Annotated in this window: 11 protein-coding genes; 4 read left to right on the top strand and 7 right to left on the bottom strand. The window is 64.9% G+C overall.

The genetic code is table 11. The features are described from left to right. The first annotated feature begins 108 nt into the window (after positions 1–108). From NTX40_05885 to NTX40_05870, 4 genes are all read left to right on the top strand, one after another. Positions 109–2481, top strand: coding sequence for a hypothetical protein (locus NTX40_05885; GenBank protein ID MCX5648613.1), 2373 nt, complete (start codon positions 109–111; stop codon positions 2479–2481). Positions 2482–2811: 330 nt separating this feature from the next. Beyond that, positions 2812–3552 (top strand): PEP-CTERM sorting domain-containing protein, encoded by a 741-nt coding sequence (locus NTX40_05880; protein ID MCX5648612.1) that lies wholly within the window; start codon positions 2812–2814, stop codon positions 3550–3552. A 404-nt stretch (positions 3553–3956) separates the two neighbouring features. After that, positions 3957–5366 carry an excinuclease ABC subunit UvrC gene (locus tag NTX40_05875; protein MCX5648611.1) on the top strand — a complete coding sequence of 470 codons (1410 nt, stop codon included), beginning with the start codon at positions 3957–3959 and terminating at the stop codon, positions 5364–5366. Between the two features lie 372 nt (positions 5367–5738). Next, on the top strand, positions 5739–9317 hold the full coding sequence (locus NTX40_05870; GenBank protein MCX5648610.1) for an alpha-L-fucosidase: 3579 nt from the start codon (positions 5739–5741) through the stop codon (positions 9315–9317). Positions 9318–9561: 244 nt separating this feature from the next. Here the strand turns inward: NTX40_05870 and NTX40_05865 are convergent, their stop codons facing one another. The 7 genes from NTX40_05865 to NTX40_05835 form a co-directional block, all read right to left on the bottom strand. Continuing rightward, a complete protein-coding gene (locus NTX40_05865) occupies positions 9562–11409 on the bottom strand; it encodes a hypothetical protein (GenBank protein MCX5648609.1) in 1848 nt (615 codons plus the stop codon). An 84-nt stretch (positions 11410–11493) separates the two neighbouring features. Beyond that, positions 11494–13707, bottom strand: a complete 2214-nt coding sequence (locus tag NTX40_05860; GenBank protein MCX5648608.1) for a polysaccharide biosynthesis tyrosine autokinase — start codon at positions 13705–13707, stop codon at positions 11494–11496. A 75-nt stretch (positions 13708–13782) separates the two neighbouring features. Continuing rightward, the gene (locus NTX40_05855) at positions 13783–18141 is read right to left on the bottom strand and encodes a tetratricopeptide repeat protein (GenBank protein ID MCX5648607.1); all 4359 of its coding nucleotides are present in this window, start codon (positions 18139–18141) and stop codon (positions 13783–13785) included. A 6-nt stretch (positions 18142–18147) separates the two neighbouring features. Then, complete coding sequence (locus tag NTX40_05850) at positions 18148–19320, bottom strand: exosortase-associated EpsI family protein (protein ID MCX5648606.1); 1173 nt, start codon at positions 19318–19320, stop codon at positions 18148–18150. 17 nt (positions 19321–19337) lie between these two features. Next, positions 19338–20420 carry an exosortase/archaeosortase family protein gene (locus tag NTX40_05845; GenBank protein MCX5648605.1) on the bottom strand — a complete coding sequence of 361 codons (1083 nt, stop codon included), beginning with the start codon at positions 20418–20420 and terminating at the stop codon, positions 19338–19340. An 83-nt stretch (positions 20421–20503) separates the two neighbouring features. Beyond that, on the bottom strand, positions 20504–22447 hold the full coding sequence (locus tag NTX40_05840) for a polysaccharide biosynthesis/export family protein (protein ID MCX5648604.1): 1944 nt from the start codon (positions 22445–22447) through the stop codon (positions 20504–20506). Between the two features lie 314 nt (positions 22448–22761). Beyond that, a partial coding sequence (locus tag NTX40_05835; protein ID MCX5648603.1) for a hypothetical protein occupies positions 22762–23286 on the bottom strand: 525 nt, incomplete at its 5' end.

Raw genomic sequence — 23286 nt, 5'->3', positions numbered from 1 at the left:
AAATGCGGCCACACCCGCCCCCCCTGCGGCGACGTTTTCGCTAGACAGCCTCCCCGCCACGGTTCTATCATGCCGGCGGGACGTTTGGCGCCCTGGGGAATCACCCTGATGCCCATTCCTCTTGCGAGCCTGCTGGTCTCTGCCGCGCCGGCCGCTGGTGCGGCGGGAGGGACGGCGGCAGGCCTTCTACTTTGGTTTCTGGCGAAATCCCAGGTCCACGGTCGGCTGGCGCTTCTGCTGCGGTTCCTGGCCGCCATCGCCGGCGCCTGGACCGCCGTGTGTCTCGCCTACTGGTTCCAGGCGGGCCAACTCACGTTTGGCCGCTATCTGGCGGCAAGCACGCTGGCGACGGCGGTGCTGGCCGGCGCCGGCGTCGTGCTTTACGCCGCAGCCCTCATCACGTTCGAGCCGGGCGAACGTCAGTGGCGCCGCTCGAGCGCCTTGCTGGCCGCCGCCACGCTGATGGGGGCGGCGTTTCTGCGGGCGGCCTACGAGCCGGTGGCGATCCTTCCGATTCAGATGTCGCTGGCGGCGATCGTCATTACCACGGTCTGGCGGTTCCGCGCCGAGTTGCTCGTGTACCTGGCCATCCTGGGCGTGGCCGTCGCCGCCGTTCTCGGCGCCAGGCAGTACTTCGCCTCGCGAACGGAAATCGACATGGTCGTCTGGACCACCTCGGCCGCCTCGGGCGTCTCCCTGGCGATGGTCCTGGCGGCCGCGATTCTCGGTTTCAAACGCCGCCAGGAATTCAACGTGAAATGGTACCGGCAGGGCCTGCTGATCGTTCCGCTGGTCGTGTCGAGCCTGGCGGCGACGTCGGCGGGTTTCGTCGCGGTGTGGTCGGGCGCGACCTGGCACACGGTGTGGGCGCTCGGCGCGTGGTGGGCGGTTCTGCTGATTTCCTCCGTGGGCCTGAATCAGCCGGACCTGTTCGGTTTTTCATCGGTCGGAGCAGGCCTGGCGGCGATCGGCACATTTGCGGTTCTCGGCGGCGACCGGACCTCCGGATACTGGGGCCGGTATCCCTCGGTCCTGTGCGCCATGGCGTTCGGAGCCGCCGTTCTGTCCGGGCTGCTGGCCCTGAACCGCAACCGCCCCGGCCCGGCGCGGTTCGCCCGCGCGCTCTATTTTGCCGCTCTGGCGATCGTCGCGGCCGGCGTCTTGATCGAGCCGCTCGAAACCCAACCGCAATACATCGGCGCCGCCCTGCTGATTGCCAGCGCGGTTCTGGCGCTCGCGCACGCCCACCGGGCTCCCGCCTGGGTGAACTACCTTGTCGCAGGCCTGGCGACGGCGGGCGTGGCGGCCCTCGGGAATCCCGGCGCGCCGGGACCCGAGGCGGAGCGGCACCAGCGGTTCATCCAGATAGCGGCGGCGATGGCGGTCGGCTGGCTCGTCGTGGCTCTCGTGTTGCGCGAAAGCCTCCGCCACCTCACTTCCGACCGTACCGCTCGCCGCCAGAGCGAACCGTTCACCGTCTTCGGTATGGCGACTACCCTCGTCCTGGCCGGATACCTTAGCGTCCAGCAGGTCCGCGCCTACGCGGAGCGCCTCATCGACGGCGCGAGCCCGACCGCCATCGTGCTGGGGCCCCTGTGGGGACTCATCGGTTGGCTGGCGGTTCTGTTGGCGTTCCTGCTCTCGATGTGGCTCGTCCGCCACACGGCACGGACATTCCTCTTCTACTGCTTCGGCATCCTGGCCACCGCCTACCTCGGTCTCTTCAGCCACACGCAGGATCTGTACGCCTACTTGATCTACGCGGTGGGAGGCTACGGCGCGGCGCACCTGATCGTGTACCTGTACGAGGCGAAGTTCATGGCCCTCCTCGCGCGCGTGTCGCACCTCTATCGCGAGGAGCGGCGCGCCTCCACCACCATTTTCACGCTGGCCGTGTTCTCCTGCTTTATCGGCGCCATCCTGACCAACTTCCGCCTCCATCTGACGGCCTCGCTCATCATGCTCATGATCATGGCCGCCGTCTTCCTGGCGTGGTCGTTCGTGTGGCTTCGCGGAGAGATGTTGTACCCGGCGGTCGTCATGGTGACGCTCGCGATCCTCGCCGTCTGGCACAACAAAGTCCATCCGACGGCATGGGACCCGCACCGCATCAACATGAACGCGGCCGTGGTGACGTTCAGCGCGCTCGCCTGGCTGGGGGTGGGCAATCGGCTGCGGGCGATCCGGGGGGAGATTTTTCAATTGGCCGGGCCCGCGCGCGCCTGTTCGGTCATTCTGGCCCTTCTCGGCACAGGATTCGCGGCCGCGCTGGCGCTCTCACCGACGTTTGCCAGCGACGTCTGGCGCCAGCCGCGCGAGGTGGGCGACTGGGCGCTCGGCCTGACGACGCTGGCGGCGCTGGTCGTCTATTTCACCTGGGCCCGCTTCGAATTCGGGCGACGCTTCTTCGACGTGATGGGCGGCATCGCCATCGCCCTCCTCAGCCTCTACGTCGGCATCTATTGGGGCATCCGGATCTGAGGCCTGGCACCCGGGCGGGTATCTTCAAGGTGCCCAGTTACTTCCGACCCAACGTCCACAGGGCGTCCAGCAGGGTCCCGACCATAAACCCAAACGTTCCCCCCGCAAAATCCCCTAAGTCTCTTTTCGGAAAGAACTTACGCCTCTTCCGAGCCGTGGTGCAAGAGTCTTCTTATGGTTTCTTCTTAACGCTTTAAGATAAATGCGATTTTTTTCTTGACTTTCCGCAAATCCGTGTTATACTTTGGCAAGCGAGAGTCGAAAAGTCTTCGGACGCAACAACAATAGGGAGAAGCAGACATGAGATCAGATACGACAAGGAACGGACGCTTGCAAGGAACTGTTATGCGTGCCTCGGTTTTGGTGACGATCCTCGGGATGTTGGCATTTCCGGTGACGGTTTGCGCAGACTTGGAATCCCGGATTCTGATCGACAATTTACAGTCCGGTCCGGATTGGACGTTAACCGCATCCGGGTCCAAGACGGACCTTGACACCGGCCCGCTGCCGTACGACATCCTGGGCGGGCAGAGGTATTCTACTCTGACCGTGGCGGACGGCTCCCCTACGCTCCAGCACCCGTGTCATCTGATAGATTACCAGGCCCACGGCGGGCACGCTACGTGGAGCCTGGAGTATTCCGGCACCGGCGGACAACTCAACGCCGACTTGCTGGAGGAGTCCAGGGAGGTGTTTGTGGTCATTGTCAACCACAAGAACATCCCCGACGCCGTCCCCATGACAGTCACCGTCACCAGCGGAAAGGGCACGTCGGATGAGGCGACCGACTCCGTGACAGTTGACGTCGTCGGCACCGTCCTGGGGACCCTGCTCGGGTGTGGTCATTTTGGCGGCGGAGATGGAATGGAGGTGCGGGTTCTGTACGAGGACTTTACCGGTATTGACTTCACGGACGTGGACTTCGTGAAATTCACGTTTGACTGCACCGGGTCTACGCCGGATATGGTGCTCGACACAGGCATTTACAACTGCCCCGAGCCCGCCACGCTGTCGCTGTTGGCCCTCGGCGGCATGGGTGCGCTCCTGCGCCGGCGGAAGAGCAAGGCCTAGCCAAGCGACTCTGACCGCCTCAACGGGCCGGAGGTTTCCGCCTCCGGCCCGTTTTCTTTGGGGGTTCATGACCCCCCTCGCCCTTGATGGGAGAGGGGGCAGGGGTGAGGGTGAAAAACCTTCCATGCCCCCTCACCCTAGCCCTCTCCCACCAGGGGAGAGGGAATTGAAACAGCCTCTTAGCCCTCGGCATCAGGAAACCCCGAATGTTGAACTCCGCCCGCCGGCGCCCTATGCTTAGTGCTACTTTGTCAACTTCGCGCCCCCGAGAGAGGGGATAGCGCGGCGGGCATTCTTGCCCGCCGCGCGGTGGCCAAGAATGGCCACCGCGCCTCCGCTTACCTGTCGAGGGGCGGAGTTGACAAAGTAGCGTTAGGTGGGCGGCCGGCCCCGGAGAAAGCCCGATGGACCGCGAGGCGCTGGTTGAGAAGGTCCGAACGTTCCCCAAGGCGCCAGGGGTGTATCTAATGAAGGACGACCGGGGGCGGGTCATCTACGTCGGCAAAGCCGCCGACCTGAGGAGCCGGGTCCTCCAATACTTCCAACCGTCGGCGGACCTCGGCGCCAAGAAGGAGCAGATGGTCGCCGAGGTGGCCGACATCGAGGTCCTTGCGGCCGAGAGCGAGATTGACGCGCTCCTCGAGGAAGCACGGCTCATCAAGGACATCCACCCGCGCTACAACACCCGCCTGACGGACGACAAGACGTTTCCGTACCTGGAGATTACGGTGCGCGAGGATTTTCCGGGCGTGACCTTCACGCGTGCGCCCCAGCCGAAAGGGACCAAACTCTACGGGCCGTTCACGAGCGCGGCGGGCCTGCGGGCCGCCATCGGCGAACTCCAGAAGATTTTCCGTTTCCGGACGTGCCGCCTGGACATTCGGGCGGATGATCCGCGCCTGCGGTTCAACCGCCCGTGCATTCTGTATTCCATCAAGCGGTGCACGGCCCCGTGCGCGGGCCACATCGACCGGGACGCGTACCGGCGGGGCATCCAGCACCTGAGGCGATTCCTCGAGGGCAAGCGGACCCAGGTGGTGCGCAGCCTCGCGCGCGAGATGAAGGACCTGGCCAAGCGCCTGCGGTTCGAGGAGGCGGCCGCCGTCCGCGATCAACTCCGCGCCATCGAGGCGCTGGCCGAACGCGGACGGGTCGAGGAGCACCTCCAGCCGGAGGTCTTCGCGCCGACGTTCGACCCGGCGGAAGGCATGGCGGAACTCGGGCGCCTCCTCGGGTCCGCCGCCCCGCTCCGCAGCATCGAGGGCGTGGACATCGCCAACCTGGGCGAGCGCGAAGCCGTCGGCGCCATCGTCCCGTTCATCGACGGCCGGCCGTTCAAGGCGGGCTACCGGCGATTCCGCATCAAGACGGTCGCGGGCCAGGACGATTTCGCGATGATCGGCGAGGTGGTGTTCCGGCGCTTCAGCCGCCTCGTGGAGGAACTGTCGGTCCTTCCGGACGTCGTGCTCGTGGACGGGGGGCCGGGGCAGTTGCACGCCGCCGACGATGCCATTCGCCGAACGGGCGCGAAGCGGCCCCTGCTGGTATCCCTGGCCAAGCGCGAGGAGGAGGTGTTCGTCCTCGAGAAGGCCGAACGCCAGCCGCTGCGCCTCCCCCGAACCAACCCCGCGCTCAAGATCCTCCAGGCGGTGCGCGACGAGGCCCACCGGTTCGCCCAGCACTATCACCATCTGCTGCGGCGCCAAGCGCTCTTCGGCAAGCAAGGGGCACGCGCGCTTCGGGGCCGAAAACGCAAGCGGCCCGGGCATGGGGCGAGGTCGAAACGGCCGACGAAGCGACGGAAAACCGACTAAGAAACTGTTTTCATAACCCCCCTCTCCCCCCGGCGGGACGTTCCGCTTGATGGGAGAGGGGAGGGGTAAGGGTGGAGAAACAACGAATGATGAACAAGGAACACCGAACCGCAGAAGGGCGAAGGAACGACCGCACGGCCGACGACGGCCGGTCGTTTGGCCTTTCCCTTCGGCGTTTTGCGGTTCCTTGTTCGCTATTCATTATTCGTCGTTTCCTTCCCCCTCACCCTATCCCTCTCCCACCAGGGGAGAGGGATTTGAAACATCCTCCGCGGAATTTCCCGTGGACGCCCGCCGGGAGTTTAATTTCGCTGAAACTTTCCATTGCCGGATGGCATTAAGCGGTTACAAAAAGCCTTGAAAGGAGCGGTTATGCAGAGATTCTTCGGTTTCCTGGTTTTCGTGTTATTCGGTTGCGGCCTGGCCTGCGGCGCCGAGCCGGCCGCGGACGCTTCCAAGGCGGCCCCCCCTCCGCCCTCGCGCGAGGAGCGCATGCAATGGTGGCGCGAGGCGCGGTTCGGCATGTTCATCCACTGGGGGCCGGTGAGCCTGAAGGGGACCGAGATCAGTTGGTCTCGCGCCAATTCGAATCCCAAGTGTCCCAACAAGGGACCGATTCCCGTCGAGGTGTACGACAACCTCTACAAGGAGTTCAACCCCGTCAAGTTCAGCGGCGACGAATGGGTCGCCATCGCCAGGGCCGCCGGCATGAAATACATGGTCCTGACGGCCAAGCACTGCGACGGTTTCCTGCTGTGGCCCTCCAAGGTCTCGGACTACAACATCTCCCAGACGCCGTTCAAGCGCGACGTCTGCGGCGAACTGGCGGCGGCGGCGCACGAGGCCGACATGAAGATCGGCTGGTACTTCTCGCCCATGGACTGGCGCGACCCCGACTGCCGGACGGCGCATAACGCCGAGTTCGTCAAACGGATGCAGGGCGAACTGACGGAACTGTTGAGCAATTACGGCAAGATCGACATCCTCTGGTTCGATTGTGACGGCCAGCCTGTGCCCTGGGATCAGGCGAACACCTATCCGCTGGTGCAGCGGCTTCAACCAAACCTCGTGATCAACAACCGCCTGGATACGACACGCGATTTCCACCAGGGGCTGCCGGAAAGCATCGGGCCGAACGCCGATTACTATACGCCCGAACAGCGCATCGGCGGCTTCGACAATCAGCGGCCGTGGGAAACCTGCATGACCCTGGGGACCCAGTGGGCGTGGAAGCCCAACGACACCATCAAGTCCCTCAAAAAGTGCATCGACATCCTGGTGCGGTGCGCGGGCGGCGACGGGAACCTGCTGCTGAACGTCGGCCCGATGCCGACCGGCGAGATCGAGCCGCGCCAGGTCGTACGCCTCAAAGAAATGGGCGACTGGCTGCGCCAGTACGGCGAAAGCATCTACAGCACGCGCGGCGGTCCGTGGCGACCGGGACCCTGGGGCGCCGCCACTTGCCAAGGCAACACCGTTTACGTTCACATTCTCCAGTGGCCGGTCGCCACGGGCGATTCGACTGGGCGAGGCGATAAGATCGCCCTGCCGGCCCTCACGAAGAAGATCGTTTCGAGCAAGGTCCTGACGGGCGGCACGGCCTCAGTCAAACAGACGGACGTCGGCGTCGAGATTTCCGTCCCGCCGGCCGAGCGGCAGGAGATCGATACCCTCGTGGCCCTGGAACTCGACGGCCCGGCGTTCGACGCCGGCATATTCAGTGGAAGGTTGCGCCCGATGGCGGCAAGCAGGCCTGGGCCATCAGGAAACCGAGGACATCCACCCCGCGCACCCTGGTCGCCCCGCTGGATGATTTCAAACCTGCAGCGAATCGGCATCGGCCTGTTGTGTTTGCTCCCCGCGATCGCAAGGGGGCAGGGTGTCCAACTGACAACGCCGGACGAAGTCATCCACGGGCCAGCCGCCGGTGAGGACAACGCGGCGTGGCTGCGCGCCATGCAGGAGTGGCGGCAGAAGCGCCGGGAAGAGATCCGCTATGACGATTCCCAGTACGGCCGGCCCGAACTGGCCTGGGCTCAACGCAGTTTCATCCAGCCCCAGGTTATGGTCGAAGAGCGGCATCTTTACGACCCCGTGGCCGGTAAGTACACGGTAGATCGCTATCTGGACGACCTGGAAACCCGCTACGGCGGCATCGATTCGGTGCTCCTCTGGCCTGTCTATCCGAACATTGGCATCGACAACCGCAATCAGCATGACCTGTTGCACGACATGCCCGGCGGCCTGTCGGGTCTGCGGCAAATGGTCGCCGATTTCCACCGCCGGGACGTTCGCGTGCTCTTCCCGGTCATGCCCTGGGACGTGGGAACACGGCCGGAGGGCGTGCCGTTGTGCATCGCGGCCGCGCGCGACATGCAGGCCATCGGCGCCGACGGAATCAACGGCGATACGATGCGCGGCATGGGCCGCGAGTTCCGCAAGGCCTCCGACGATTGCGGTCATCCGCTGGTCCTCGAACCCGAATGCCAACTAAGCGATGACGGCATGGTCGCCTGGAACAACATGAGTTGGGGCTATTGGAAGTACCAGCCTATCCCGGTGGTGAGCAAGTACAAATGGATCGAGCCGCGGCATATGGTCAACGTCTGCGAGCGTTGGGCCAAGGACCGTACCGACGGCCTGCAGTCGGCTTTCTTCAACGGCGTGGGCTACGAGACCTGGGAAAACGTGTGGGGCATCTGGAACGAGCCCACACCGCGGGACGCGGAGGCCATTCGACGAATCGCCATGATCGAACGGGGCGTGCCCGAGTTGCTGACCAGCGCGGAGTGGCAGCCCCACTTCCCCACGATCCAGGCCGCCGCCGGAGTCTATGCCAGTCGCTTCCCCGGGCGCGGGCAAACGCTATGGCTCCTGGTCAACCGGAGTGGCAACGATTCGACGGGCCAGCAACTTAAGGTGCCCGCAACTGCCGGTACGCATTTTTATGACTTGTGGCACGGCGTCGAGTTGCCGCCGGCCGAGGGTGCCGTGGCTACGCTCAGCCTTGAGATCGAGGGACGCGGCTATGGGGCGATCCTGGCCGTCGAGGATAACGCTTTGCCCGAAAAGGTCCGTTCGCTGTTGCCACGCATGCGCGAGCGGGCGAAGACCCGCTTGGCGGACCTGTCGGCCCAATGGAAGTGTCTGCCACAGAAAATCGTCGCTATGCCGCAGACCGCGCCGGCCAAGGAGGCCCCCGAAGGCATGGTCCTGGTCCGCGGCGGCAAGTATCGCTTCAAAGTTTCCGGCGTGATTTTAGAGGGCGAGGGCGACGGTCCGGGCGTTGACTTTCAGTACCCTTGGGAGGATTGGCCGCGGCGCCATCACGATAAGGAGATGGACATTCAAGCGTTCTACATCGACAAATACCCGGTCACCAACGCCCAGTTCAAGCGGTTTCTCGACACCTCGGGCTACAAGCCCAAGGATGAACACAACTTCCTGAGGAACTGGCAGGGCGGAGCCTATCCTCAGGGTTGGGACCGCAAACCGGTCACCTGGGTCTCGCTGGACGACGCCCGAGTTTACGCCGCCTGGGCCGGCAAGCGACTGCCGCACGAATGGGAATGGCAGTACGCGGCGCAGGGCAGCGACGGCCGGCTCTATCCTTGGGGCAAGGACCCTGACCCGACCGCGCTGCCCAAACAGGAATCCGGTCGCGAGTTACGTCCGCCGACCGACGTCGATGCATACCCCAGGGGCGCCAGCCCGTGGGGCGTGATGGACCTCGTGGGCAATGTTTGGCAGTGGACCGACGAGTATGTGGACGAGCACACTCGTGCGGCGGTTCTTCGCGGCGGCAGTTACTACCGGCCCAGCGGATCGAGGTGGTACTTTCCGCAGAATACGCGGTTGGACCAGCACGCGAAGTACCTGCTCATCGCCCCATCGAAAGACCGCTCCCCGATGCTCGGCTTCCGCTGCGTCGTGGATGTGGCGGCAGATTAGCCTCAATACCGTTCAATGGGCTGACGTAAGTCCTTGCTTTTCAACGATGCCGGCCATGGCAGCGTGACACGTTGAAGCAGAACGCAAGTCGCGTCCGACAAGTGACCGCGCGACCTTCCGGTCGCGGCTCGAACGACCTCGCGCGAGGCCAAGGCCCCGCGTTACCCTTTCGACATTGCGCCGATGCCCCAATGCCCCCTAGCGCGAGGGCTTGCCCTCGCGCACATCGCTTATCTAAAGCCGCTTAGACCAAGAGGCGTTCGCGAGACTGGCTGAACCGGAAAACCCACCACATCAGACCCATCAGCCCCGCGCCGCAGACATTGGCCGCGATGTCAAGCCACTCGAAAGAGCGGCTGCCGGCCAAAAGGAGTTGGCCGCACTCAACGGCCGCTCCCAGCAAGGCGGTGCCGACTACCGCCAGAAGGATACGAGTCTTCAGATAGTGCGTCGTCGGCTGAGGTCCCAGGGCGTAGCACAGGAGGAGGCTGATGACGGCAAACGTCCCGAAGTGCATGATTTTGTCGCTGATTTGAGGCCCGGTGGGCGAGAGCATGTTCTGTTCGGCCAGACCCAGAATGGCGGTCAGGCCGACGGCGCCGATGACAAACGGCCAGTGGGCGGGAGCAAGTTGGCGCAGTCGCTGGGGGCGCCAGTCGGCCCCGTGCGCGCCCCAGGCGACGGTCAATCCCAGGACGCCGGCCAAGGCGAGCAGGTTCGGCGCCAGCAAAGCCGTCGCGTCGGATTCGAAGTACACCAGATTGGCCGTCACCGCGCCCAGCCCCACCAGCGGGGCGAGCCAGGTCCACGGGCTTCGAGCCCGCCGCCACGCGCGGAGCCTGTCGATCGCAAACGCCGCCACACCGGCCAGAACCAGCACCAGTCCGACGACGCCGATCTCGGCTCCCAGAACCTGGAAACCGTCCGCGTCGTGATCCGCGCCGGGGACGACAGGCCGCCCGGGGGCGCCGAACGTCGCCGTCGGCGAAAGGGCGCCTGCCCCCGTTCCCAGGAAGACTCGCTGGGGCACGGAGGCCATGAGGGATGCAATGCGGTCGGCGGGGTTCGAAGCGCTCGGCCGCTCGCCCGCGAGGCACCAGCCCAGCCCGATCATCGCCGCCAGCCAGGCCGCGAGCGCTGCCGACAGCCTGGCCGCGCGGCGGCGGTCCTCGCGCCGCACGACCGACAGATAGCCGACGAGCACAAACCCGAGCGATGCCAACGCGCAGGCCAGCGCCAGCGTCCGCGGGACGTTGCACGTCCCGAGCGCCACGGCCGCAAGACTGGTGGCGGCCAACGCGATGCCGCTCCGCACGGCGGCGCGACGGCCGAGCCACCCCAGGCGGCTCTGGCGCCGGCGGACCGGTCGATGAGGCATCCATCCCAACAGGCGCAACACAAGAGCCGCACCCAACGGCAGCGCCGCCAGAAGCGCCGGCACCAGACCGTCGCCACCCACATTCGGTATCACCGAAACGGCCTGCGCAACGCCTTCAAACGAAGGGGGGGCCGACCTCAGACCGGACGTAAGCACCCAGAGGCTCAGAAGCGCCAGACCGATCATGGCCGCCGACGTGGCGCGGCGCAACGGCTTGCGACCGACCACCGCCGAACTCATCAACCAGTACAAGCCCGCCGCGCCCACCAGGAGCAGCAGGACACCGACCGTGGCCGCCGGCTCCAAACTGTAGTGCGCCACGGGCAAGAGGGGGTGGAGGCGTACCGTCCGGTCGTAGCCGGCGTTGACGAGGACCTCCCGGACCGGTCCGAGGGCCGCCGGGCTCTGGCCGACGACACCCACCTCGGGAAGGGGTATCGCCTGCCACAGAACGAACCCAAGAATCCCCCACACGAACAGGTTCGCAATCGATCGAACGTACCCGAGCAACACACCCACCAGCGAGGACACCACCCACAGGGCCAGCAGGAGACAGACGACGAGCAGAAGGTCGAAACTGCCGTAGCGATGGAGCGTGCCGAAGACGGTCGGCAGCAGAACCAGGCCGAGAAGCCAGGCGAATTCGAGGATGACGTGAATCCCTCGGGCAAGCGGCGACCGTGCGGTCCGCGTCGGCAGCGTGGGCGATTCCATCCGAGTCTCAAGCAAAGGCAAGGACGAGGCCCCGCCATCGAACGGCCCACCGCTCTCGGGCCTGCCGCTCGCTCACCGGTGGCCTTATTGTTCCGGCGGCGGCGTCGCGCTCGGTCGGGCGCTCGTGGCCGACGAACCGGATCCCGCGTAATCGTAGTAGGCCTGGTAGGCCTCGCGGAAGTAGCCTCCCTTGGTCGCCCGAACGCCGTTAAGAATCGCACCGAGCAGTTTGGCCTTCAGACTCAAGATCATGCGCGTTCCGCGCTGCGCCATGCCGCGCGTATTCTCGTTGGCCCGCAGAACCAGGATGACGCCGTCAACGATCTCGGCCAGCAAGTGGCTGTCCGCCACCACGAGGATAGGCGCTCCATCCACGATCACGCGATCGTAATTCTTTTTCTGTTCGTCCAGGAAGCGTCGCATGGCCGGGGAACCCAGGAGGTCAGCCGGGCTGGGCGGCGTGGCGCCGCCGACGAGGAGGTCGAGGTTCTCCACCGCGGTGGCCTGAATCGTTTCCGAGGCGGAGTTCATGCCCACCAGGACGTTCGACAAGCCGAGGGCGTCGGGCACGTCGAAGAGCCGCGCCAGCGCCGGCCGACGGAAGTTCGCTTCGACGAGAAGCACCTTGTTGCCGCTGCGCGCCATCGCGATGGCTATGTTCGCCGCTACCGTCGACTTGCCGTCACCCGGATTCGGACTGGTAATAAGCACGCTCTTGATCGGCTGGTCCGAGGTGAAGAGCAAATTGGTGCGCAATTGCCGGAAGGCTTCGGCCAGGAGCGACTCGGGCGATCGGTAACTGACCAGCGCCACGTTCGTATCGAGCGACAACCGATCGTCTTCGGCCAGGTCGGGAACGGATCCCAGAAGGGGCACGCCGACCTGGCGAGCCACCTCGGCGGGTGTCCGGATTCGCGTATCCATCAGTTCCAGCGCGAAACTCAGACCGACGCCGATTATGAGGCTGAAGACGATGGCCGCCGCGGAATAAAGAATCGTCCTCGGTTCCGTGGGTTCGAAGGGAATGCTCGGAAACTGGGCGATCTGGATGTTCGGCTGGGCCAGCGCGGCGGCAATGCGCATCCGATACAGCCCGTCCGAGACCGTCTGAAGCAAGTCCTGAAGGCGGCGGAACTCGTCCTCGCGCTGGCGATATTCCGCGGCGCGCTGGCTGAGCCGAATGGCCGCCGACCGGGCCTCCGCCACCTTGTCGAGCAGTTCGGCTTCCGACTCGCGGGCCCGGTTGTAGTTTTGTTGCAGCACCGCCGCCTGCTGCTGAACCAGTTCGACCAGGACGGCGTTCTGCTGGGCCTCGAGGTCATTCTGCGCCGCTTGAAACACTATCAGGTTTCGCCGGACAGCCTCGTGACGCTCGCCGAAGCGGCCTTTAAGCCCCTCCACTTCCTGGGACAAGCGGGCCACTTGCTGGTTCAGGGCGAGGACTCGAGGGTCCTGCCGCAACCCTTGCATCATCTCGGGGAAGGCGAGGAGGACGGGTTTCAGATCCTTCTTATCCTCAGCCTCCTTCTGCAATTCCTGGAACTGAAGCCAGGCACCCCGTGCGCTGGCCAACTCGAACTGGATGTCGACCAATTGGCGGGCAAGCGTCGTCAGTCGCACCATTTCCTCGCTGTTCCGCTCGTCGAGGACGACGGAGTCGGCTTGGCGGCGCAACTCGGCCAATTCGTTGGCGACGCGATCCCGATCCCGCCCCAGATCGTCTCGCTCGAGCCGCAAGTCGCCCTGCCGGACCGCATCAATGGCTTTCCGCTGGTCCCCCACGTTGGCGATATACTGCTTCGTCACCTCACGCACGATATCCCTCACCTGAGTCGCGTCCGTGCCGCTGAGGCTGACGGCAATGTTCTCCGATTCCGGAAGAGATTGGACGACGAGTTTCTCAGCCAGCCGATAGGCTGCATCAGGGCCCCGGAACATGGTTTGGTTGGGCCCGAGGTTCTCCAGAGCGGCGGCGAGGACGCGATCGCTTCGGATGGCCATCACCTGGCGCATGACGTATTGCGTGTAAAGTTGGAAGGGCACCTGCTCGGAATACACGGGGGCGATCTCGCCGCCGCGGCCGCCCTCGCCCGGCTCGACCGTAATAATGCCTGTCGCCGTGTAAAGCGGGGCCACGTAGCGCCACGTGATGATCGCGCCTGTGCCCCCGAGACCCAGAACGACGAAACAGGCCAGAATCAGCCAGAGACGCTTGCGAAAAATCCGCAGGACGTCGTGGGCGCTCATGGCGCCCATTATGGGTTGGCCCGTAGTCGGCTGCTGTGACATTTGGCTCATCTCATGGCTCCTCGCAACGAGTAGCGTCTTCGGGCGGGCCCACGGAGGCCGCCCCGACACGGCAACCCGCCAGTATTAGGCTGGCGGTCGTTTGCGCAACTGCTCGATCCGTTTCTCGGCGTCCTGTTTGTCCTTCTGTCTAAGACCCAGTTTAAGGGCCTTCGCGTACTCCTGAAGCGCCTCTTCCGGGCGTTGGCGCTGCTCATAGACCCTGCCCAGATGGTACCGGGCTTCGGGGTTGTCCTGGCGGTTGATACTCTCCAGCAAGTAGGTCGTTGCCCGTTCGTAGTCGTCCTGTAAGAACGCCACCCACCCCGCCGTGTCCAGCACCTGCGGGTTATTCGGAACGAGCTGCATACTTCGCCGGACCAGTTCGTTCGCCCGTTGATAATCCTTCCGCTCCGTCGCCAGGATCCAGGCCAGGTTGTTGGCATTGGCTGCGTGCAGGGGATCCAGGTTCCACAACCGCGTTCCCCACCTGACAGCATCGTCAACTTGGCCCAAGTAGTACAGGATCAGAGTATACAGGTGAATCGCCGAAACAAAAGGCCTGAGTTTATCCAGAGCCTCCGGCGCCAGGCTGTATTGCTGCTCGAATTTTGCCGCGACAGGATCCAAAACGCGCTTGGCGGCCTCGTAGTTTCCGGCCGCCGTTTCCATTCCCGCCAACGAGGTCCGGATGTCCAGGCTATTGGGCACTTTGGTCAGGCCTTCGAGCAACACCTGGCGCGCTTCCGCCATCCGCTGCTCGCGTTCGGGGCCCTGCGCCTCCTGGACCACCCGTCCCAGAATCATCGCCAACCGGATGTATCCCTGCTCCCAGTCCGGGCGATCCAGCAGCCCCTTCCGGAGCGATTCGACCGCCTTGTCCAGTTCACCCGTCCCCTCGTAAAGGGCCGCCAACGCCAGACGGGGCCACGTCTCGTGCGGAAACTGATCCAGCATGTGACGAACCCGCTCCAAGGCCTCCGGCTTGCGGTTGAGCGCCATCAGACTCCGGGCTTCGCCGATCAAGGCATCCGGGGACTCCGGCCGCTGCGCCCGGGCTTCTTCATACCGTTTGAGCGCCTCGTCGTAGCGTTTCTGCATCAACAGCGCATTTCCGAGGTCCACCAGCAGGGCCGGGTCCTTGGTTTGCCGGCTGATCCGCTCGAGAATCATGGAGGCCTGGCGTGGCTCATTGGTGTTCATGTACAAGTCGGCCAGCGCGCGGTGGCCGGCCACGCTGCCCGGACGGAAGTCTATCAGATGCCGCAGATCGACCGCCGCCTCCGCGAACTGACCCCGCTGCGAGTTGATCGACGAGCGCAGAAGCATCGCCTTCTCGAACGATCCGTCCGACGGGTCGATTTCGCGCAGCAGGTCCAGGGATTTCTGCGGATCCAAGGCGCGATACAGTTCGGCCAACCAGAACTTCGCCTCGCCGTAGTCCGGCGTCACGCTCAAGGCCTTCTCCATCAGCGCCTTGGCTTTCTCGACGTCCGGGCGTCGGCTGGCGATGCGGCCGGCCACAACCATCGCCTGCGAGTCCTGCGGGTCGGCCTTCAAGACCTCCTCGATGACCGCCCCCGCCTCATCCAATTTCATTTGCAGCATGTACACGTCGGCCAGACGTTTCTTGGCCAGCGCGCTGTTGTTCTTACGCTTGGCGCCCCGGATGTACACTTCGGCGGCTTCGTTCCACCGCCCCTGGTTAGCATACTGGTCGCCCAGCAGGACCAGGGGGTCCGCATACTCCGGGCCGAGTTCGGCCGCCTTCTCGTAATCCGCCTTGGCCGCATCCAGACCCGCCGCCGTCGCGAGAAACTCCCCTCGCAGAACATACGCCCCCGACTCCTTGGCATGGGCGTTGACATATTTGTCAACGAGTTCGCGGCCTTTCGGAAGCCGGTCCGACCGGGCGTAGAACTCGGCGAACCGCAGCACCACCCGCGCATCCTCCGGTGCAATCGCATAAGCCTGGCTGAAAACTCTCTCGGCCTCTTTCGAATCGCCTCGCTGCAGGTACAGGGCCGCCAACTCGACCAGGTTGCCGACATCGTTCGGCACGATACGGGCGATTTCCTCGCGGGCCTTGGCGGCGACGTCCCACAGGTTCTGGCCGGCGTTCGCGAGCGCCTGAAGTTCCAGGGCCGGCACGTACCCGGGCACAAACTTCAGCGCCTCGCCCGCCTCGATCAAGACCGCCTGGTAATTCCCCTGCCGCAGATACAGTCGACCCAAGAGGATACGGGCCGGCACCAGGTCCGGGCGAAGGACCAAAGCCCGCTGCAACTGGGCCGTCGCCTCCTCCCATCGTCGCCCGGCCGCCAAAACCTGACCCAACAGGTAATAGGCCGACGAAAATGTCCCATGCTCCTTGACGACCTGGGTGAGTTGCTCGACGGCCTCGTCCAGGCGATTCTGGCTCAGCGCCATCAAAGGATCCGCAAAGAGCAGTTCCGTCGCCTGGGGATCCGCTTCCTTCAGTCGCCTCGTCAGGTCCGCGGCCTTGTCGTACTTGTTCATTTCCAGATACTGCATGAACAACAGTTGCCAGGCCTCGCGCCAGTCCGGCGAGCCGCTTTCCGCCTCGTCCAGGACTTTCTGAAGGGTTTCGAATCCTTTGTCGGCCTGATCGGTCGTCAGGTACAAGCGACCCAGGAGGGTCATGTCCTTGACGCGCGACCCGCCCTGTTCGATCCGCGCTTTCAGTTCCTTTTCCAGTTGCTCCGGGTTCTCCGCCGCCAGCCCCACCGGGCTGTTCGGCAGGACCTTGCGAACCTCCTCCAGGATTTGCTTGGACTTCTCCGCCTGGCCCGTTTCGCGGTAGAAGGTGATGAGTTCCCGATAGGCCTGCTCTTTGTTTTCCCCCACGTTGAGCGCGCGGCGCAGCGCCGCCTCGGCCTCGATATTGCGGTTCATGCTCCGGTAGATGCGGGCCGCCAGGAAGAGCGGGCGAGGATCGTCCTTGGATTGTTCCACCGCCGTCTGGGCTTCCTTCAGCGCTGCGGTTGGCTTGACCTGCGCGAGCCGGGCTTCCGCAATCAGCAGGCGCATCCCCATGTCGTTCGGACTCGCCTGGAGAACTGCGGTGGCGTTGCGGGCCGCGTCATCGTACTCACGCAATCGCAACTGGACCTCCGCCAACGACCGGCGAGCGGCGGCATACTCCGGATGCGAGGTCACCAGGGATTCCAGTTCGCGTTTCGCGGCGCCGACTTCGCCGGCCAGCAGATAGGCCCGGCCGAGAAGCAGCAGCGTCTGCGGCGTCGGCTTCTTGCTCCGTGCCTGTTCCAGATAGGCGATCGCCTGGCGCGTCCGAAGATCCAGCAGGGCCCGCTTCCCGCGAAGGAAATCCACCTCGGCGGCGTCCGGCAGTACTTTGCCGATCTCGTCGATCAACGCCTGGGCCTTTTTCAGGTCGCGCGATTCCAGATAGATGTCGGCCTCCTCGGCCTTCAACGCGGTCGACTCCGGCACGGCCTCGAGTCCCTGCTGAACCACCGCCAGAGCCCCCGGCGAATCGCCCTCCATCCGATGCAGACCGCACAGACGCAGATAGGCCGCCTCCGCCTTCGGGTCAATCTGGATCGCCCTGGCGTAGAAATCCTTGGCGGCCTCGGGATCCGGGCGGCGGATGGCGACCTCGCCAAGCGCCATGAGCAGCATCGAATTGTCGCCAACCTGTTTCAGGCCTTCCTGAAGCACCTTGGACGCCTCGTCCGGTCGGCCGAGTTCGTTCAACCGGCCTGCCTTCAGGACGTAGGACTCCGGAACACCGGGGTTGTTCGCGATCGCCAGGTCGAGCACTTCATCCATCTTGTCCGCCTGGTCCAATTCCTTGTACGTTCCCGCCAGGAGCCGGTAGAGGTCCAGCATGTCGGGGACCTTTTCGATGCCGGTGCGGAGGCGCTCCGCCGCCGCCTCGTAGAAAGGCACCCGCTTCGAGTAGATCGGCTCGTTTTGAGCCAGCCCCAGGTCCGTCAGCGCGGCCCACAGGTAGCCCTTTCCGAAGGACGGGTTCATTTCGATGAGCCGATCAGTGTCCCTCTTAGCCTCCTGCCAAAGCCGGAAACCAATGTGCAGTTCGGCCAGATCGCGCTGGGCGTCGAAGAAGTCCGGTTTCAGCACGAGCGCGTTCTGAAAAGCCCTGCGCGCCACAGGCACCGCCGGGGGATTCTGATGCAACGCAATGCGGCCGTACAGGTACTGAGCGTCCGGATCTTTATTGGCCCCATATCGCAGGGCCGTCTTGATGCTGATCCACGCCTGGGGCCACATCTCCTTGTCGGCGTATTCCTGGGCCCGCTGAACGTACGGGCGGGGGTCCCAGCCGAAAATCGACCCCCCGGTGAACACCACGGACAGGCCGACGACGACCAGGAGAAGCACCGGAATCCCGATAAAGAAAGCCAGACGCGCCACCACGCGCTTGTTCAGCCGCCTCGCCATTGCTACTCAGCCTCCTTGTGCTCCGCCCAGATCGGGATAATACTCCTTTTCCAGGCGCGGAACAATCTCATTCAACAGCATCAGTGCCTGCCGATACACCGCACTGTCCTTCGCCATCGGGTCTTTCGTCTCGTCCGGCTTCAGCCAAACCGTCACCTGGGTTTGGGAGAGGTAACTGCCCTGCTGTCCCAGGCTTCCCGTCGTACCCAGGAACCGCGCCAACTCCCGGCTCGTCGTATATCGCCCCCCGACGTTGAAATACTGAAGCATAAGCGCCGGCGGCCGGTTGACACCCGGCTTCGGCTCAAAGTAAAGGACGTTGACCGGGATCTCCTTGCCTTTCATGCCGGAAATCACAATGTCGCGCGTGTCCTGACGTTTTTTGATGAACCCCGCCTGGGTCATGCAGACCCACGGCACGTGGGGGACGTTCGACATGGCGTTGGCGTTGTACGTGATGAACACCCCGCCGTCGCGATCCCCTTCGGGCGACCTCAACTGAAGATTCAGGTACTCGTCCGCCCCCAACTGTTCCTCGACCGCCTTATCCAGCACCCCATGCATGCCACGCCAGCCCGCCAACGTCCGGGGAAAATGCTCCACGAGCGACTTGACGAGAGGCACCGGCTTCGGCGGCGGCGGCTCCCAGACCTGAAAGAACAGCGCAATCGTCGCCAATGCACCCAGCGACGTCGCATACTGCGCCCGATGACCCAACTGCCTCACCACCCCCACATACGCCCCCGCCGACACCAGCGACACCACGAGTCCGACAACCGGCCAGGGGGCCCCCGACATCGCGCCCGGCACCGCGTACAGCACCAGGTACAGGATCGGCAAGGCGCCCGCGCCCCAGCACCACGCCCGGTGCTTCTCCGACAGGGTCCCGCCCACGAGGGCCACCATGCCCACCACCGCCGCCAAGACCGCACCGTACCCAAAGTTCAACTGCCTGCGGAGCATCGCGGCCCGGCGGCGCGCCTCGTTGGCTACGGACTTCCGGTCCGCATCGGGCGAGCCGCTGCCGGCTTTGGCCAGGGTGACGGCCTCCGACTCGGCCCGGGTCACGGCCCTGGCGTCCGAGAACGCGATGCACGTCACCAGCACGAGCGCCGCCGCCACCATGCCGCTCGCCGCCAGCGCCCAGCCCTTTCCCTTTATCGCTCCCGCTGCCTGCATGAAACACCCATTCCCCACTACGGCGAGCCCGTGGCCGCGCCGGACTGCCCTTGCGACCCTGCCGAACCCGGATTCCCCGCTTCCTCGTCGTCCGACACGAACACCAGGTCCGTGAATCTCAGTTCCGCCCACATCAAGAGGAACGCCAGACCCAGCATCGCAAAGCCGAACGACTGGTGCGTGAACGTCACCGGATCCAACATCGAATTTCTGGCGGCGTCGAGTTGGGCCGGCCTAAAGGAAAACCACGCCGCCCACGTTGCCTCGCGCACCTCCAGCGCCCGCCGGGCGAAGAACAGCCAGTCGCTCGCCAACGCCATCAGCGTCACGCGCACAAAGTTGCAGAACACCGCTATCGGAACCGACGAGGCCACAATCAGCAGCCGCTCCCACACCGGTCGCCGATAAATGAACGCCATCATCACCCCCAACGCCACAAACGCAAACAAGAGGTGCAGCCCGCTGCACGGACCTGCCACCGTCAGACCGTCCGGCATGCTCTCCAGGTACAGCACGTTGTCCGTTCGCTGCACCGTCACGCGCAAGAACCTCAGCATCATCTCCGTCGCCATGGCCGACAGACGCTGAAGCGGCAACGCCACGTCCTCGTAATACTTCTGGCTCCAGGGGATCATCAGCAAGAGGAACGCCACCGACACCCACAACGCACGGAACATCTCCCACCCCAGCAGCCACAGAAGGACCCCCGCCACCACCAGCACGAACGTTATTTCGCCGGGGTATCCGTGCATCAACGTGAACGACGCGATGCGCACCGCCACACCCAGAACGATGAGCACCAGGCCCCAGACGCACCGCTCCATGCGCTGGGGCGCCCGCTCCTGAAGTCGGTAGTGGGCGATGAGGATGGCAATGACGGGAATCAGGTATCCATGGCCCCACGCGCCGCTCTGGTGTCGCCACGTCGCCTCCCAGCGAGCCAGCGGGTGCCAGTAAGCCCAGATAACCAGCGCCGCCACCGGGAGCATGAGCAGGACGGCCCGCGGCGTCAGCACGCGATTCCAGTCCCACCTCCGAGCGGGAAAGAGCGGTTCGCCGCCCTCCGTCAAAACCATCCTGGCTACGCGTGCCTCAGCCAACCGGGTTCCTTTCCGGTATCCGGTGTGTGTGAACGCCCGGCCCGCCCACGCCAACCGATACGACCCCGGACTAGAAGGGCGTCTCAAAAGATCGGGCTGATGTCGCCGGCCCACGGGTAGAAGTCGGCAAAGTTCATGTCGTACACAGCTCCGGCGCCGTACGTCGCCCGGAAGGCGTTTCGGATAACGGCGTTGTGGATGGCCCCCCAGTCCGTCCCGACGCGGATGATGTCCTCCGGCTTGACGTAGAAGTCCGGCACCTCGCCGCGGGCAACTTTCGAGAGGTCCACATAAATGATTTCTTCTTCCTCCTCCGTCACGCGGCGCACCACTTCCGTCCGCCACGGGACGGCGATGGCCGTCAGACCCCCCGCCGCCGCGATCGCCTGCAGCAGCGTGATCTTGCGGCCCGTCAGGCTGTACACGCCCGGACGCGACACGTAGCCCGTCATGTAAAAATCGCCGATCGGCGGCGAAGGAATCGTGATGATGTCTCCGTCGCGCAGCACCAGGTTCTGCGTCGGGTCGCCCCCTTGCAGCGCCTGAACGTCGAAGCGGATGATGCGCTTGAGTTGCCCGGAACCCTGGACCACGCCCAGGCGGCGAAGTTTCGCCTCCAATCGCTCGGCCGCCAGGGCCGACGGCGCCGCACGCTCCGCCGCTGGCGCTTTCTCCTCGGCCTTAGCCTTAGCCACGGCCGTCGGTTCCACCCCCGCCGGGGCTTCCGGAACCACGGGCGCCGCCTGCTCCGTCTTGATCTCCACCCACTTCCCGTCCGACCACACCCAGTGACCAAGTTTCTTCTCATCTGCTGCCAGGGCCTCGTCGCCTCTCGGGACGGCGGCAGGTTCGGGCGCTGCCTTTTCTACCGCCGGCGCGGGCGGCGCGGGCGCGGCGTTCTTCGCCTCCGCCTCTTCGATCCGTTTCACTTCCGGCATCTCGCCCTCGGCCATCTTCTGGAGGACCGCGCGGGCCTCCCCGACCTCCGGTGCCGCAGGCGCCGCCTCGGCGGCGGGTTCGGCCCCGGTCTTAGGCGCAGCCTTTGGAGCGGCAGGCGCAGCCTCCGGAGCAGCAGGCGCAGCCTCCGGAGCGGCAGGCGCAGCCTCCGGAGCGGCAGGCGCAGCCTTTGGAGCGGCAGGCGCAGCCTCCGGAGCGGCAGGCGCAGCCTCCGGAGCAGCAGGCGCAGCCTCCGGAGCAGCAGGCGCAGCCTTTGGAGTAGCCGGTGCGGGCGGCGCGGCAGGCGCACCCGCTTTCTCAGCCGCCGGTACCGCCCGCCGCGGCGGGGCGCCGACCTCAGCGGCCTCTTCCTCGGGCGGCGTGCCCGCCTGAAGCATCAGAATGTCCGCTTCCTCCGGCGTGTACTGGCGGATGACGAACCCGTAGTTCTCCACCAACTCGAGCACGCCCCCCGCCTGGGCCAGCAGTTCCAACAGCGTCATGTCCTGCCCCACCAGCGGATACCGGCCTGGACGCGGCACGCCGTTCAACAGCGAAATCTCCAGGTTCCGGTACTCCTGGACGAAGACCGTCACCTGCGGATCGACCAGGAAGTCCGGATCCAGCATGTCCGCCAATTTCTCTTCCAGCCCGCGCGCCGTCAGCCCACTGCATTGGATCGTCCCGAGGTAGGGAAGCGTGATCTTGCCGGTCTGGCTGATCCGCTGCCGCGTCGTGTATGGCTGGCCGGGCGCAAGCAATTCAAACACGGTCACGTCAACCAAGTCCTCCGCGCCCAGAATGTAGTCCGCCTGAGGCTGTTTCAGGTCTTCCGGCATAGGTCCGGGAAACTCCTCTTCCGGCTCAACGTCACGCTGGACCCAGTAGTTCTCGGACTTGACGATCGGGTTCCGCACCCGCAAGGGATTGTTCACAACGGTCGGCCACCAGTTGTAGCGGCCGATTTCGTTCTGCGCGCAGCCCGTGCTGAGGAGAACCGCCCCCGCAAGGATCCAGACCGTCCCGACCAGTCCGGTGGCTCTGATGCCCCGACTTACCCCCCGGCGGGGATCCTGTTGTCGTCCGCTCACCTCTGGGCTCCTTTGTCTTATGATCCGGCCCTGGCGGTACCCGCCCCAAGGGCCGAAAGGTCGACCGGGTTCTTTCCCCGCATGCCCCATGAAAACATTCTACCGCCCCCCATGCGGCTGTCAAGAACAAGAATATGTGGGGGATCAATGCTTCGGCAGGCATCCCCGTTCCCGCCCGGACCTCTCGTGCATCCCGGCGTGCCTCGCCCTCTCGCTGCACCCTCTATTCTTCGTGGAATCGGCGTTTCCGCAAGCCCATCTTGAACCCAAAAAACGCGGCCGGCGCGGCCTTGTAAGGAACTTCCGCCACCCCATCAGGCGCGCAGGATCACGTTCCCGCCAAGACCGAAATCCACGACATTGTATGCCTCCCGGTACGCATTCACCGGGCCCGTGAACCGCCCGTACCATCCCTTCGTCCCCACGAAGGACGTCGGCTGAACGTCGTGCAGTTCACCCCGCGCATGATGGTGCGGACCCAGGGCGTTCCGGAGGCTCGTCGTCAGTGTGATGGCCACGTGATTCCGCCCCCGGACCAGCAGCCCGTCGACGGGAACGACGTGCGGCGGTTTCCAGACGGTGCCCGCCTCCTGGCCATTGACGGCCACCGTGGCCGTGATCGCCTGGAACGCCGGCAGTTCCAGGACCGCCTGAGGGGACGGGTTCCGAGTGATCTGGATCTCCCGCTCGAGCGTCATCCGGCCCGCGTAGAAGGGGTAGCCGGCTCGAACCAGGTCGGCGCCCGCCACCGACGCGGGCTCGTCCACCAGTTTCGGCCGGCCTCGGAGCCAGCGGCTCCCGTTCGGACCCCGGGCGCTTCCCCCCGTGAAACGCACGCC

Source organism: Planctomycetota bacterium, from assembly GCA_026387035.1.
In the GTDB taxonomy this organism is placed as follows: Bacteria; Planctomycetota; Phycisphaerae; order FEN-1346; family FEN-1346; genus JAPLMM01.
The sequence above is the reverse complement of the archived record's forward strand: the minus strand, read 5'-3'. Positions and strand labels throughout refer to the sequence as shown.